Below are 15,562 nucleotides of genomic sequence, written 5' to 3' on the forward strand. Positions count from 1 at the left end.
TCTCAAAATGTACATTCATAAGCTGCGCAGTGCCGGCTCGAACAAACTCGGATGTTAGAATGAACAACGTTTCTACTGCCTGGAACGGTCGTCAGAGAGAAACTTGAGAAAATCACATGAACCAGATTGAGATCGAATATCGCGCCCGTCATGGTCAGGGGTGATATCCGCGGAAGAGCTTTCGGCGCAACTGTAAAGTCTTTGGAAGGTGAAGCCCGGATCGATCGTATTTCGGTGCGCCCGAAAAAAGATCGCGCCGGGTGACAGACATTGCCGCATCTTTCCCGCAGTGCGTGCTAAAGGCGGCCACAAAACAATAGAGAAACACGGACGAAAAATACTCATACCCGGAATACAGGGTTTGGCTATCGGCCTGCCTCTGTCATTCCTTTGTCCTTTATACGGCAAAATTCGATCAACTGCCCCGAGGGCATTGGTCGTGCCAGAGCGTAACCTTGCAGTATATGGCAACCGAGGTCTTTCAGGATTTTCGCATGCTCCATGGTCTCCACGCCCTCTGCAACGATGTCGATGTTCTGCGATCGGCCGATTTCGATAATGGAGGAGACCAGGCGGCGCTGCGATGGAGACGCGATGATCGGCTTGATAATTTCGCGATCGATCTTCAGCCGTCGCGGCTCAAATCGAAGCAGGCTGACGATACTGGCATGTTCGGTGCCGAAGTCATCGATCTCGATTTCGATGCCAAGCTTTTTGACGGCGGGAATGATCTCGTTGAGAACAGGTTGAAGAGCATTAAAGGAGATTGTCTCGAGCAGCTCGAAACACAAGCGACCCTTCGCTATGGGAAGCTCGGACAGTTCGGCAAGCAGATTTGCCTGCGCCAGTCGACGCGCTGAAATGTTGACCGAAACACGGGGAATTTGCATTCCCAAGCTGTCCCATCTTGTCAGCTCAAACAGGGCCTTTTGCAGGATCAGCCTATCCATGTCGCCGGTGCGCCCCAGCCTTTCCGCGACCTCAAGAAATTTGTCCGGGGCGAGCAGACCTTTTTGCGGGTGATCCCAACGGGCAAGTGTCTCGACGCCGACAATATCCAATGTGTCTGCATCGAACTGCGGTTGGAAGAATGCAACGAGCTCATCGCGATCGAGCGCATGGTTGAATTCGTCCGCCAATTCTTTCGCATGGATCGCGGCGCTGCGAAGCTCTTCCGTAAAAACCGCCGCGCGGCCGCGGCCCGCCTTCTTCGCCTCGTACAGAGCCAAATCGGCATTAAGAAGCAATTGGCCGAGGTCCCGCCCGAGGGCACCTTCACTCTCCCAGGCGACCCCGACACTTGCCCCGACAACACAGGCCGCACCGTCAATGAACAGGGGTTGGTCGAGCGTATCGACAATTTGCCGGGCCAACGCGTTTGCCTTCGGCTCCGGATCGGTACTCCAGCTGGCGAAGATGAATTCATCTCCACCGATGCGAGCCGCTACGTCGTTGGGACCAGCCAAATCGGCAAGGCGCGAAGCCGTTGCTTGCAAGACCGCGTCACCGCCGGCATGCCCTTTGGTGTCGTTGATCTCTTTAAATCGATCCAGGTCGATATGAATGAATATCAGACAATCTTGTGGACTGGGTCTCGGCGGTTGCGAGATCATCCGGTCGACAAATCGTCGGTTGGGAAGCCCTGTCAATGCGTCATGCAATGACAGGTACTCCAGCCGCTGTCGTGCGCGAACGAGCTTTTTCTTGTGAAGGCGAAGCTTTTCGATCGTTCTTTGGCGCGATTTTGTCAGAAAGCCGATCCAGACAATCGGCGCAACGACACATAATGCCAACAGGCTCGCGTAGAATTCAAAAATGCCGATCCCATTATTTTGGCCCCAACCCTGCTTTGGCAGTGCGGCGAGAGCCCATCGGCCATAGGTTATATCGACGGATGCCTGGACCGGTTTCCTGGAAAACGTTGCCAGGCTGCCGAAGAAAACCTGTTTGGGCGCATTCGGCTCCGGTACGGTGCTGATAGCAATCTCGAGCTCGGTCGAAGCAAGGCCACTTTCCTGGTAAAGCTTGGGTATGTCGACTATCCCGGAAAGCAGGCCCCAAAAAATCTGGCTTTTTCCGTCATTGATGTAGATAGGGTACCTGACCACAAAACCGGTTCCACCTTGGATAAGCTCCACCGGGCCTGTCAGAACAATATTGTGCGTGTTGCGCGCCAGCATCGCGGCAGCCCGTTGCTTCTCATTGGTTCGGTAGTCGAGCCCGATGGCCTTTTCGTTTCCTTTCTCCGGATAAACCCACCTGACCACCATGCCGGGCGCGGCGGCGAAGCTTCGCAATTGTGAATCGGGCTTCAGGATCTCAGCGGCAAGTTTGGAAAATCCGTTCTGGTCCATCGCCGGATTGACTGCGATGCCAGCCGCCAGCCCCTGCAACAGCTTCACATTGCTGTTGAGGTTTGTCTGAAGCCGTGAGGATATGGTGGCAAGCTCGCCGGCAACGATCGAGCGTTCATCGGCCAGCGATCGCTCCAGCCGCCAGTTCGTTGCCATCCAGACGACGATTGCCGCAATAATGGCCGCAAATATTGCCGGAGCGAATGCGCTGATATGGCTTATGACAGAGCGAGCGAGATTTCTTCGAAGTTTCATCAGGTTGCCGGCGTGGATGAGAAGCCCTCATCCTTGCACGGTTTCTTTAAGGCAACGCTAAACCTGCCGGCGTCCTATAAAGGAAAATTGCCTGTTCGTCCTGGATCCGGGTAACAGACGTAGCATTCCCGCATCTTGCCCGCAGCGCTTATGTCGCCGCGCTGAAGTCCGCCGCCAGCACCGCATCCTTCAACGCCCGCGAATAGGGATGCTGCGGGTTGTCCAAGACACTGCGCGCCTGTCCTCGCTCGACGATTTCGCCTTTGCGCATGATGATAATGTTGTCGCTGATGTAATAGGCGGTGGCGAGGTCGTGGGTGATGTAGACGATGGAAAGCCCAAGCTCAGCTTTCAGCCGGCCGAAGAGGTTGACGATGGCCATGCGCAGCGATGCATCGACCATTGAGACCGGTTCATCGGCCACCAGCAGGCGGGGTTGCGGGATCAGCGCGCGGGCGATGGCGACGCGCTGCAGCTGGCCACCGGACAATTCGTGGGGAAACCGGCCTTTCACTCTTCAAGGGTCAGGCCGACATGCACCAAGGCTACGTCGGCCATCATCTCTTCCGGTACGACCCTCCGCGATCTCTGCTATGATCACTGAAAATCCGCTCACGAAAGAACCGATCCGTTGGTTGCTGATGAAGTCGTCATCCGATGTGAGGCAGATCACTCCACCTTATCCTCAAGAGAGGTTTAGCCGTTTTAGGAAGCTTCGAGCGATCGACCATCCGGGATGAGACTTCAAAGTCGGCATTGATCTTCACGACGAGCAGCTTGCTGAAATTGCCTGACACCTTTACGGAAACCTCGTCATTGGACTTGAATGGCGTGATGGTTTTGATCTCAATGTGATCGTTGCCAAGCCTACCATCGGCGCCCTGCGCGTAATTCTTGTTCAGCCTTATTCCGTAGGTGATGGCGCCGAAGAGTTCCCCAATGTCGCCGTATGCATTGAGATGGCGACCAGTCGCAAGATGGTAGTCTTGTGCCAGCGACAAGAGCTCCTGAAAATACGGTATCAAAGATGTGACCGCATTCGGATATTTGGCGCGCCACTCATGATATCGGAGCTGTTCTTCCACATCGGACCAGGAAACCCATTCGCCGTCGTCATAAAAGGCTCGATCCCAGATATCAGCATCCATTTCAAACCTCTTGGAGTTCCGATCTTCGTAACGCCGCGCCTGCGATCTTTCGATCAACCCATGCAGAAAGGCCGGTCCAAAGTTCTTGGTCGAGGCCGACATGACAAGCGATCGCAGTGATCTGCTGGTAGGAAATGGGTGTAATGGCAGCGTGGCCACCGAGACTCGCGTCTAGCAGGCCTCGCTTCGCTTTCCGTGCCGTCGGAAAACTAGGATGATCGGCAAAGGCTGCGAGGGCGGCCGCTTGAAGCTTGTGGTGCTTGCCAAACGCTGCTGCCAGCACGGCGTTGCGCATCCACTGATAGGAGTCCGCCTTAAAAGGGCAGGGCGTGTGGTCGACAGCCGGATCGAGCGCGAAGACCCTTGGGATATACTCCCAGTAACGAATGCCCTTGCCTGTAAGAGCACAGCGCGCGCGCAAGCCGTTAACCGGATTGATTTGGTCGGCATAGCTTCCGTTGCATTGGCGCTCGCCCGAGCTCAACATGGCCGTTTGGCTACATTGTCCTCCGGGTTCGGTGAATTTGCACTCGATGACGAGCGCAGCCAGTGAGCCAACAGCAAGTGCATCGACTTGCGTAGGCCTCGGTTCTCCCAGCAGCCGATCGGTGTCCGTCCACTCGAGTGTTATCGCCCACGGGCCGCCCGGTGCCACGCCAACTCTTGCGGCGATGGCATCGAAGATGCGGTCGCGATCCGTGCTCATCTTGACCGTGCCGAACACATCGATTGCGATGGCTTGCGATGAATGTGCCTTATGCGCCTGAATCCGGTTGGTTCGGTCACGATGCCAGGGGAATGCTTCCCAGTGCTCGATGGCTCCGTGGCTGGCCGGAAACAGATTTTCGCGAACTGCCTGGAAATCGGATGTCATCGCAGTTGCGTCTCCATACCATCAAGACGAGGCGGTGGTTTCTTCTGATGGAAGTGGCTCGGCGGCATAGGCATGAGTGACGGGAGCGCGTTAGCTGGCAATTGGTTTGTCCACCAGCGTTTCGACTATTCGCCTGAGTTCCGACGGGGTCGTATGGCCGGCCACCACCTCGTGGTAGCCTATACCGGCGCGTCGCAGCGCCTCCTTCTTTACCGCATCGCGTGCGGCCGCGGTGCCTTGATGGTGTGCTCCGCCCTGATATTCGATTGCGTGCCGCGGTTGGCAATTGCTGTCTACGAGCAGTAAGTCGACCCGCTTGGAGTTGATGCACCTGTAGGCGTCCGCATCGGTGCTTCGGAGGATTTCGCCCAACGACACCTGCGCCATTACCTGCCAGGAAGAATTGCAGCCGATCACGATGCTGTCCAGCTCCCGAAATACCCGGGCTTCGCTTTTGTTCAGCAATGGTTGAACGGTGAAAGACGAGCGCATCACGATACGCAGTTGATCCGTGGCGTCCAATGGTCGCAATGGTTCCGCAGCTGGCGTCTGAAGCGGAGGTCCCGGGACGATGCGCTCGGTGCTGCGCTTTTCCTCCCAGCGCGACCTGTTTCTCTCCCGCCACGCCTGCTTTCTCGTCGTGCCTAAGATCTGCTCAATGGCCATACCGATGATGAGACCGACAAACAGGACGGCAATCAGCAGTTCTGGCTCATCGAAATCTGCAATCGTTAAAGCGCCCGAAGCGCCTAGTGCGGCAGCCCCGATAATAAGTCCAGGTGCTGCAAACAGCACCGACCTTTGGCGATAGTGCATGCCCCTCTCCAGATTTCCCGCTCAGATAGTAGAACGCGTGGAGCATGTGCGAAAGCCACTCAAAAGAATTAGGTCCCTCAGGACAGACGCATCATTTGCCTTATCCTCCCCACTCACACCGCCGCACTAAAATCCGCCGCCAGCACCGCGTCCTTGAGCGCCCGCGAATAGGGATGCTGCGGATCATCCAACACCGCCCGCGCCCGTCCTCGCTCGACGATTTCGCCTTTGCGCATGATGATGATGTTGTCGCTGATGTAATAGGCGGTGGCGAGGTCGTGGGTGATGTAGACGATCGAAAGCCCGAGCTCAGCTTTCAGCCGGCCGAAGAGGTTGACGATGGCCATGCGCAACGATGCGTCGACCATTGAGACCGGTTCATCGGCCACCAGCAGGCGGGGTTGCGGGATCAGCGCGCGGGCGATGGCGACGCGCTGCAGCTGGCCACCGGACAATTCGTGGGGAAACCGGCCTTTCACTTCTTCAAGAGTCAGGCCGACATGGACGAGTGCTGCATCCGCCATCTTCTCCGCCTGCTGGCGGTCCGGCCGGTTTCCCGAGAAGGAAAAATTGCGGGCGGTCTCGAAGAGATAACGATCGACACGTTTCAGCGGATTGAAGGCTTCGAAGGGGTTCTGCAGAACCGGCTGCACCTCTTTCATGAAAGCCTTGCGTTCGGATCGGCTATGGATGGCGACGGTCTTGCCGCTGAATTGAAGCTCGCCTTCCGTTGGTTCGGTCTGGCCGAGGATCATCGCCGCGATCGTCGATTTTCCCGATCCGGATTCGCCGACGATCGAGAGGATCTCCGGCTCCGCTCCGAGTTCAAAGCTGACGTCCTTGACCGCCGTGATCAGCCGCCGGCCGAGCATGCCGCCCTGTCGGTAGACTTTGGTGACATGCGAGAGGCTAAGAAGGGCGCTCAAACCTGATCTCCCGTAACGGCAAAACACGCCACCCGCCGCCCCGGCTCGACGGTGACGAGCGGCGGAACCTTCTGCGAGCAGATGTCCATGCGCTTCGGACAGCGCGGGTGAAACCGGCAGCCTTCCGGCGGCATGGCGAGGTTCGGCGGACGTCCCTCTAGCGAAGGGCGGGCCGTCGCATCGCCGATGCGCGGCAGGCTGCCGACGAGATGCTGCGTATAGGGGTGGAGCGGTTTGCTGAAGAGCTTGGGGGTCGGCGCTTCCTCGACAAGACGCCCGGCATAGACGATGCCGATGCGGTCGGAGACGGTCGCATGCACCCCCATGTCATGGGTGACGAACAGGAAGGACGAGCCCATCTCGCGCTGGATTTCGCGGATCATCGACAGCACGTCGCGCTGAACGATGACGTCAAGCGCGGTCGTCGGTTCGTCGGCGATGATGAATTCCGGCGTCAGGATCGTCGCCAGCGCAATGGTCATGCGCTGCCGCATGCCGCCGGAGAGTTCGTGGGGATAGGCGTCGAGCAGCTGCGGATCGAGCTTCAGCCGCTGCAGGTGGGTGGCGACCTTCTCGAAAAAAATCGCCCTGCTGACGTTCATGTGGCGAAAGGCGAAATCGGTGAAGGAATGCCGGATCCGGCGCACCGGATTGAGCACATTCATCGAGCCCTGCATGATATAGGAAAGGTGGCGCCAGCGCAGCGCCATGCGCTCTTCCGGGCTCATCGCATAGATGTCCTGGGTGCCGCCGGCGAAATGGAATGTTACTTTTCCCGACACCACCCGTAGCGGCGGCCGGATCGCGCCGGCGATGGTCTTGATCAGGGTCGTCTTGCCGCTGCTCGATTCGCCGGCGACGCCATAGACCTCGCCGCGGGCGATGGTCAGGCTGATATCGTCGACGGCGCGCACCTCGCGATCGACGCCAAAGAGAAAGGCACGGTAATAGGCTTTCAGATTCTGGATTTCGACCAAAGGGTCCATACTAACTTCCCATCCGGTTCAGCCGGCTGCGCGGATCATTGTATTCGTTCATCGACATGGACAGCAGGAACAGCGCCAGGAAGAGGACGACGATGACGGCGACGGGTGCGGCCACCCACCACCATATGCCCGATATCAGTGCCGAATGCGCATTGGCCCAATAGATCATCATGCCCATGGTCGGCGTCTCGATATCGGTGAAGCCGAGCACCGACAGGGTGATCTCCATGCCGATCGACCAGATCATGTTGTTCATCGTGGTGGCGAAGACGATCGGCAGAACATAGGGCAGGTGCTCCTCGACGAGGATCTTGCGCATGCTCATGCCGGAATAGACGCTCTGGGTGGTGAAGGATCTCGTCTTTAGGCTGATTGCGACCGAACGGATGAGGCGTGCATCGTAGGACCAGCCGAGCGAGGCCATGATGAGGATCAGCGCCGTCCAAGTCATGCTGTCCTTCAGCACGAAGTAGAAAAGGATCAGCAGCGGAAATTGCGGGATGACCATGACGCTGTCGTTGATGGCCATCAGCACCCGGTCGACCGCGCCGCCGGCATAGCCGGCGACGAGGCCGACGACCAACGAGATGATGCGTGAAATGAAGGCGACGCCGATGCCGAAAAACAAGGTGTTGCGAAGCGCGGTCGTCAGTTGCCAGAAAACGTCCTGGCCGCGTGAGGTCGTGCCGAGCCAGTATTCGCCGTCGGGCGGCATGTCCGGCGGCAGCAGATAGATGTCGGTCGCGCCGTAGGGCGAGAAATAGGACAAGATGACGAAGCCGACGATAACGGCAAAGAGCAGCAGGCCGCAGAGGAATTCCATATTCTGGCGCGCGAGGTCGCGGACGATCGTAAACATGCTCTATTCCACCTTGATGCGCGGATCGATCAGCGGGCTCAGAATGTCGATGATGAACACGGCGGCGGCGACGCCGACGATCGACAATGCGCTGAGGCCGAGCACCAGGCTGTAATCGCCGGCATGCACCGCTTCGATCAGCAGGTTGCCGATGCCCGGATAGCCGAAGACGATTTCGGTGATGACCGTGCCGTTGAAGATCGCGCCGAGCGACATGGCAAGTCCGGTGAACTGCGGCACCATGGCATTGCGGGCGATATAGGAGCGCAGGATCTTTCGCTTCGGAACGCCGCCAAGCTCGGCGAAGACGACGTAATCCTCGGTGATGATGTTGGAAACGAGCGCGCGCATCCCGATCAGCCAGCTGCCGGCTCCAACCATGATCAGCGACAAGGCCGGCAGGATCGAGTGTTTCAGGATATCGAAGACCAGGGCAAAGGAGAGGTCCAGATTGGCGTTCATCTCGTAGCCACCGTTGATCGGCAGCACCGGCCAGAGATAACCGAAGACAATCAGCAGCACGAAGGCCAGAATATAATAGGGAATGGGAAGCAGGGCGATGAAGACGAGGCTGACGGCCTTCAGTACCATGTCCTTGCGGTAATAGCCGGCGAGCGCGCCGATGGCATTGCCGAGCACGAAGGTGATGAGGGTCGACACGGTCATCAGCCCGATGGTCCAGGGCAGGGATCGCAGGATGATGGTGGAAACGGGTGTGGGAAAAGCCGACAGCGAGGGACCGAGATCACCGGTCGCAAGCCGAAGCCAGAAATGCAGGTATTGCTGCCAGATCGAGCCCTCCATGCCGTAAAGCTCGCGAAGCGACTGGCGCATCAGCTCGATCGCGTTGGGATCGGACTGACCCATCTGCGTTATCGCGCCTATGCTTTCTTCGACCGGATCGATCGGGGTCAGGTGGGTGACGAAGAATGTGATGGTCACGCCAAGAAATACGACAAGCAGAAACTGACCGAACCGCTTCAGCACAAAGATCAGATAGGACGTCATAGGGCAGTGGTTCCTCTCTGGTTCCCTTCATCGAGTGGAAAGGATCGACGGACATGCCACATGCCCGCCGATTAGGGGGCCGGCGCGCAACACTCGCGCCGGCGTTGGGAGGATTATTTCGGTTGTGCCGGCTTCAGCTTGACCATCATCAGCCTGGAGTTGGCCCAATTCGGCACCGGATCGGTATAGGGATCGGATATCGTCGGATAACCGGTCCAATAGGTCGTATCCATCGAGGTGAAGACGTTATACGACATCAGCGGGATCGTCGGCATTTCGCGGGCAACCAGCTTCAGATAATCCTTGCCGAGCTCGACGCCCTTGGGATCGTCGGCGCTGATGCCGCGGATGCTTTCGATGATCTTGTCGAGCTCCGGATTGCTCCAGCGCTGCCAGTTGCGCGGCGGCTGATTGTCACCCTTCTTGGCCACGAACTGCGAATGCCAGCTGTCGAGGAAGAACGACAGATCGGGATCGCCGCCCCAGGTTTCGACGCTCCAGGCGATCGCCACCTGGAAATCGCCGGGCTGTAGCGCCGTCTGCCAAAGTTTCGCGGCCGGCACGGCTTTGGCGTCGATGCCGAATGCCGCCCATTGCTGTGCGATCAGCGTCCCGGCGCGAGTGAAGACCGAGCGTGTGTCGCCTTCCACCGTCATCCGAATCTTGAAGGGCTGTCCATCAGGGGTCAGCCATTTGCCGCCGGATTTCTTGAAGCCTGCCTTCTCCAGCAGTTCGCCGGCCGCTTTCGGGTTCGGTTTCCACCAGCCATAGCCGAAGGCACCGCTGATTGCCTCAGGATCGGTCGGGATCTGGTCCTTGAACTTCGGCTGTTTGCGCAGGATATCGGCGATCTGTTGCCCGACTGTCGGATCATAGGGCTTGATCTTGCTCTTGCCGGTATCGACCTCGAAATTCTTCAGCCAATCCTGCATCGGCGCCTGATAGTCCTTCATCGTCGCCGCCGTCGGCGGCACGCCGAGCGCCGACAGCGTCGCAGCGCCGCGGTAGCTCGCCATGTCAACCGCCTTGACGTCGATCAGCAGGGCAAGCGCCCAGCGTACATCGGCGTTGTCGAAGGGCGGATTCTGGGTGTTGAAGATCACGGCCGGAAGCGTCGGGTCCGGATGGGCGAAGGGGAAGCCCGGGAACCAGGTTTCGATCGACTTGGATTTCTCCTTGAGGGTGAACATGCCCTCCGGCGTGTTGTCGTGGATGATATCGAGATTGTGCTCGAGCTGGGCGATCGTCCGCTTATCCGGCGGGCCGGGATCGGTATAGGTCACGTATTTCGGGGCCGGCTCGCCGAAGCGGGCAAGCGATGTCCGCTGCCAGTCGTCACGCTTCTCCCAGGTATACCACTTGCCCTGGGGGTCGAATGCCTTCAGCTTATAGGCGCCGAGCGAAACGGGATTGGCGAAATCATAGCGAAGCGGATCTTCGACTTTCTCGAAGACATGCTTGGGCATGATCCAGGCGCCGTTCCAGCGAACGGTGAAAATGGCGTGGAAGCGCGAATTGGGCTTCTTCAGCTTGAACACCACAGTCGAAGGGTCGGTCGCCTCGACGCTTGCCACCTGCACCGAGAAGGCAGCACTCCAGACCATGCCGGGATGATCCATCTGCGTCTTGACGGTATAGACCACGTCGTCTGCCGTGAACTCCACGCCGTCGCTCCAGAAGAGCCCCTTGCGCAGTTTCACGGTCATCTCGGTGAAGTCGGCATTATATTGCGGCTTGTCGGCAGCCAGCGAATTATCCCAGGTCGCGCCGCCAAGTCCTTGTTCGGGGTCGATATACCAGAGCGTATCCATGGTCAGTTGCTGCAGGCCGGTCGATACGCCGCCGCCGCCATTGACCCAGATGTTGAACCAGCCGGGATTTTTGATCGTCCCTTCCGGGTTTTCGACGATGAGCGTCTCCTTGCGCGGCAAGGAGGTGTAGTCATCGGCCTTGGCCGTCGCTGTCAGGCCGAGTGCGGCCAGTGCGACGCCAAATGCGAGCCTCTTCCACTGTTGCATGAACTCCTCCCTAGAAAGCGACGATACGGCGGCCGTAAAGGCACGCATGGGCACGTCGCGGTTGTCGGTTCGCAGAAGCCTCAGGACTTGAACAGTCAGGTCCAGGACCTCGGTGAACCATCTCTCCGGCTCCCTGCCTCCTCGCAGTGAGCCGAAATCTCAGCCGGGGCGGCCCAATGGGCTACCCGGCGGTGACTGTCACACCGACAGCCGAATGACGTTGTAGGAGAACGGTTTCAGCGCCGCGCGCAGCCGTCCATCCTCGATCTTTCCACTCTCGACATTGACGGGGGCGACCGTCTTCGGCCGCGCAGCCGTGTTGACGGCCTCGAGGTCCCCGTGGGTCATCTCCACCTGCTCGACCACCCGCGCATTTCCGAAACCTTCCAGCCGCACATCGAGATCGAGCGACGTGCTCGGATGGCGGTTGACGGCAAAGAAGGTCAGGGTCTTGCCGTCCTCTGAATGCACGGCCGATACGTCGAGATAGGGGACGTCGTTCTCCTCGTCGCTGTCATAGGTCGGGCCATCTAGGACCAGCTGCAGCGCCGTTCCACGGCCATACCTGGAGGCGTAATAGAAGGGGTAATAGATAGTCTGGCGCCACGCCGCGCCGCCGTCTTCGGTCATGATCGGGGCGATGACGTTGACGAGCTGTGCGATGCAGGCGATGCGCACCCGGTCGGAGCGACGGATGAAGGTGTTCAAGATGCCGCCGACCTGCAGCACGTCTTCGAAATTGTAGATGTCTTCCAAGAGATGCGGCGCATCCGGCCATTCATCGCGCGCCAGGATCTCCTTGTCCTGCTGGTTGGAATGATACCAGACATTCCATTCATCGAAGGAAATGCCGATCGTCTTCTTCGAGCGTTTTTTCTCCTTGATGTAGTCGATCACGCCGCCGATCGTGGTGATGTAGCGGTCGAGCTTCGTCGCGCGGGCAAGATAGTTGAGGGTATTTTTCTCGCGGTTGGCAAAATACATATGCAGCGAAATATGATCGGCGCTGTCATAGCACTGCTCGAGAACCTGCGCCTCCCACTCGGGATAGGTCTTCATGTCGGAATTGGACGAGCCGCAGACCACGAGTTCAAGCGACTTGTCAAAGCCGCGCATGGCCTTCGCCGTCTCGTCCGCCAGCCGGCCATATTCATAGGCCGATTTGTGGCCGACCTGCCAGGGACCATCCATCTCGTTGCCGAGGCACCACAGTTTCACATCGTGCGGATTGGACCAGCCGTGCTTGCGACGCAGATCCGACCAGTAGGTGCCGCCGGGATGATTGCAATATTCGAGGAAATTGCGGGCGGCATCCAGGCCGCGTGATCCAAGATTGACGGCAAGCATCGGCTTGGTATTCGCCTTCTTGCACCAGTCGACGAATTCATTCACGCCGATCTGGTTGGCTTCACGGGTGCGCCAGGCAAGGTCGAGGCGCACCGGGCGCTCCGAACGGGGGCCGACGCCGTCTTCCCAATTATAGGCCGAGACGAAGTTGCCGCCGGGATAACGGCAATATGGCGTGTCGAGCTCACGGACCAGATCGAGGACATCCTGGCGGAATCCGTCCTCATCGGCCGTGGGGTGTCCGGGCTCATAAATGCCGCCGTAGATCGCCCTGCCGAGGTGCTCGAGAAATGAGCTGTAGAGCCTGGAGTCAATGGTCGCGATGCGGAAATCGCGGTGGACAACGATGTTCGTCTTCAACGGATCCTCCCGTTTATATATCAGATTTTTTGTTTTCTTGCCCCTAACTTGATATCAGGAATGTTGTTCTGTCAACCGAGTTGCGTTTTTAATCATACTAATGTGGATTTCCGAGAAAATTGTTTTATTCCAGCCTGTTGTTGTAATTGATCGCTCATCAAAACCGGAAAAAAGCGCGATATTTAAATCAAGATTTCCGATTTTTAATTTTCAGACATGCAGCCGCATGATGATATCGCGTCCGTGGTTTCCGAAGCCGCGGCCGAAAATGTTGACGCCGCCGGTATGGCCGGCATTCTCCGCGATGCCGACCCGGAGCCGGATGGAAGAGTGCTGGGCAAGCGCGAGATCGCTGAGCGTGACATTCGATGCGGCGATACCGTCGATGAAGGTTCCGCGCGTCGAGATCCGCCAAGTCTTCATCATACCATATTGCGACCCCTCGAGCTTCCACCATGCCGGCGTGAAGGCGCCCCGCTTGTCGCCGTAGTCGCCGGGCGACGTCCAGGTGCCGATCGCCATGCCATTGACCCAGAGCGTTATATCAGAGGGCCAGTCCGGGTTGGTGCCGGGCACCTCAGACGACAGCTCCATCGAAAACTCGATGGCGCGGATATCCTTGTTCAACACCTTGGCGTTGTTGGGGAATTTATATTCCACATATCCCCTGCCGAACCAGACGAGTCCGGCCTGCATGCGCTGCGGATCGAGGAAATAGTCGGGAACATCGAGAGGGCCGATGACGCTCTCGGTGGAGCAAAGACCACATGGCGCATGGACGTCACAGCTGGTGTAGAGCCCGACCGGCATCTCGACTTCGATGATATTGTTGGCCCTTTGCGCGGCACTTTCCTCAAAGCTGATCAAAATTTCGCTGTAGATCGCAGAGCAGATCTTCTGGTTTCCCTTGCGCGCCTTCGTCAGCTGGGAATCGACAAGCCGGGCGTCTTCCAAAATCTGGATCCCGGTGGCGACAGTCGATTGAGGAAGAGAAAGAGCACGCGCGATGTCGTTGATATTCATCGGCCCCCTGGCGCAGAGCAGCCTGAGCATCTCAAGCCGCGCCGGCGCCGAAAGCGCGCGTATCGCATCATTATTCTCGCCGGCGGCAATCGTCAAAAACGAGCGTTCCATCATTCCCCCACTATTTCCGATGGAATGATGTATATCGTAAATTATGATACAGCAAGTGGGAATGCTTCGACGAGTGGCTACGGTAGCGGCACGGGTCAATGCCCGGTCGCCTCGGCCTGCAGATCGGCATCGGTCAGGGTTCTGAGGAAAGCGACGATGTCGTCGATCTCGGGATCGGTGAGGGCAGGCGCGTCGCCCGGCTTCCTGCCGAAGGGCGGATCCTGGTTGAGATTGTCCCAATAGGCCTGCGGCAGGTCGTCATAGCGGCGAACCGTGCCGTCGGAATTTTTCGGATACCAGCGGCCGGGTTCGCTGTCGCGCGTCGCATAGAAGGAGACGACGTCTCGCAACGAGTGGAAATAGCCGTTGTGGAAGAAGCTCTGCTTCAGCGCGACATTGCGCAGCGTCGGGGTGCGGAACAGGCCGCAATATTCGCTGCGTCCGGCAAAATCGGTGCGCTGAGGGCCGCAAAGACCGAGATCGTGATAGTTCGGATCACTGTTGGCGGGGATCGCCATGTTGCGCGGTACGGCAAGCCCGAGGAAGCCGAAATCGGAAAATTGCGGCGGCTCGCCGTCATTGGCGGGTTCGCTCAAGTGACAGCTCGAACAGTTGCCCTTGGCCGGATCCTCGAACAGTTGGCGCCCATGCAGTTCCTGCGCCGTCAGCGTCGCCTTGCCGGCGAGGAAGGCATCGTAGCGGCTGGAATAGGGATAGAAATCCGGGCCGCTCTGTTCGAAGGTGGCGAGCGCCTCGGCCGCGGCATCGAAGGCATCCTTAGGATGGTCGAACACGGCCTCGCCGAATGCCGCCTTGATGTCGTCAGCATAGGCTGCCGTCTGCAGCTTCGCCACCACCTCGGCCACATCCCTGTCGCCCATCTCGAAGGGTGAGAGCAGCGGGATCTTTGCCTGATCGGCGCCGTGATCGACCCGGCCGTCCCAGGTCAAACCGCCCGTCGGGCCGTTGTCGACGCTCTCGTCGCCTTCGTCCTCTGAATCGTAATAATGCTCGGTGAAAGCAGGCACCGATTGCAGATAGCGCAGGGTCGGAACGGCGCGCAGCCCCGGCTGGTCCCGATGCTCGCCGCCCATTTCAACCGGCATGGCCGATGCCGGGCCGAAGGCGTGAGCCGGATCATGGCAGGACGCGCAGGCTTGAAGCTCCGAGGCCGACAGCGAGGTATCTGAGAATATCTTGCGGCCGAGCGCTGTGAGCGTTTCGGCCCGGGCGAAGGCTTCCGTGCGCGACATCGGCCCCGGATGCACGCCGGCGGCAGCTGCCGCGCTGCTTTGCCGCAGGGGAAGAAGGGCAAGACCAAGCGCCACGGCACCCATGCTGACGGCCAGGCCGGACCGCACAAGCCAGATGATCTTCGTCGTCATCATAAGGATTCCAATAAGTTCGGGCCGGTTTCCGCTATGATCGAACCCCGCTGCAACAAATTGATGACGGCCATCCTCGTGCGGCATCACGG

General features: G+C 58.6%; 12 protein-coding genes and 1 pseudogene. All 13 read right to left on the reverse strand.

Annotation, left to right across the window (positions count from 1 at the left end; translation table 11 throughout):
- Positions 1–365: 365 nt before the first annotated feature.
- Positions 366–2,609: a bifunctional diguanylate cyclase/phosphodiesterase gene (locus N2A41_RS30460; RefSeq protein WP_260111976.1), complete on the reverse strand. Its 2,244-nt coding sequence runs from the start codon at positions 2,607–2,609 to the stop codon at positions 366–368.
- A gap of 148 nt (positions 2,610–2,757) precedes the next feature.
- A pseudogene (locus N2A41_RS30465) lies at positions 2,758–3,173 on the reverse strand (ATP-binding cassette domain-containing protein); the annotation flags it as partial.
- Between the two features lie 86 nt (positions 3,174–3,259).
- A complete protein-coding gene (locus N2A41_RS30470; protein ID WP_260111977.1) occupies positions 3,260–3,757 on the reverse strand; it encodes a hypothetical protein in 498 nt (165 codons plus the stop codon).
- Position 3,758: 1 nt separating this feature from the next.
- Positions 3,759–4,631: a PGN_0703 family putative restriction endonuclease gene (locus N2A41_RS30475; RefSeq protein WP_260111978.1), complete on the reverse strand. Its 873-nt coding sequence runs from the start codon at positions 4,629–4,631 to the stop codon at positions 3,759–3,761.
- Between the two features lie 90 nt (positions 4,632–4,721).
- Positions 4,722–5,447: a DUF2726 domain-containing protein gene (locus N2A41_RS30480; RefSeq protein ID WP_260111979.1), complete on the reverse strand. Its 726-nt coding sequence runs from the start codon at positions 5,445–5,447 to the stop codon at positions 4,722–4,724.
- Between the two features lie 113 nt (positions 5,448–5,560).
- Positions 5,561–6,373, reverse strand: coding sequence for an ABC transporter ATP-binding protein (locus N2A41_RS30485; protein ID WP_260111980.1), 813 nt, complete (start codon positions 6,371–6,373; stop codon positions 5,561–5,563).
- Complete coding sequence (locus N2A41_RS30490) at positions 6,370–7,359, reverse strand: ABC transporter ATP-binding protein (protein WP_260111981.1); 990 nt, start codon at positions 7,357–7,359, stop codon at positions 6,370–6,372. The genes N2A41_RS30485 and N2A41_RS30490 overlap by 4 nt, the downstream gene beginning before the upstream one ends.
- Position 7,360: 1 nt before the next feature.
- Positions 7,361–8,218 carry an ABC transporter permease gene (locus N2A41_RS30495; RefSeq protein ID WP_017968309.1) on the reverse strand — a complete coding sequence of 286 codons (858 nt, stop codon included), beginning with the start codon at positions 8,216–8,218 and terminating at the stop codon, positions 7,361–7,363.
- A gap of 3 nt (positions 8,219–8,221) precedes the next feature.
- A complete protein-coding gene (locus tag N2A41_RS30500) occupies positions 8,222–9,226 on the reverse strand; it encodes an ABC transporter permease (RefSeq protein WP_003554064.1) in 1,005 nt (334 codons plus the stop codon).
- A gap of 113 nt (positions 9,227–9,339) precedes the next feature.
- A complete protein-coding gene (locus N2A41_RS30505; RefSeq protein WP_260111982.1) occupies positions 9,340–11,244 on the reverse strand; it encodes an ABC transporter substrate-binding protein in 1,905 nt (634 codons plus the stop codon).
- A 198-nt stretch (positions 11,245–11,442) separates the two neighbouring features.
- On the reverse strand, positions 11,443–12,951 hold the full coding sequence (arfA, locus tag N2A41_RS30510) for an arabinosylfuranosidase ArfA (RefSeq protein WP_260111983.1): 1,509 nt from the start codon (positions 12,949–12,951) through the stop codon (positions 11,443–11,445).
- Positions 12,952–13,161: 210 nt separating this feature from the next.
- Entirely contained in the window at positions 13,162–14,088 is a 927-nt protein-coding gene (locus N2A41_RS30515; RefSeq protein ID WP_170256523.1) for an ArsR/SmtB family transcription factor, read from the reverse strand.
- A gap of 92 nt (positions 14,089–14,180) precedes the next feature.
- Positions 14,181–15,470, reverse strand: coding sequence for a cytochrome-c peroxidase (locus N2A41_RS30520; RefSeq protein ID WP_260112009.1), 1,290 nt, complete (start codon positions 15,468–15,470; stop codon positions 14,181–14,183).
- Positions 15,471–15,562 lie beyond the last annotated feature (92 nt).

Origin of the sequence: Rhizobium sp. SRDI969 (assembly GCF_025152725.1) — a bacterium.
Taxonomy (GTDB): domain Bacteria; phylum Pseudomonadota; class Alphaproteobacteria; order Rhizobiales; family Rhizobiaceae; genus Rhizobium; species Rhizobium leguminosarum_I.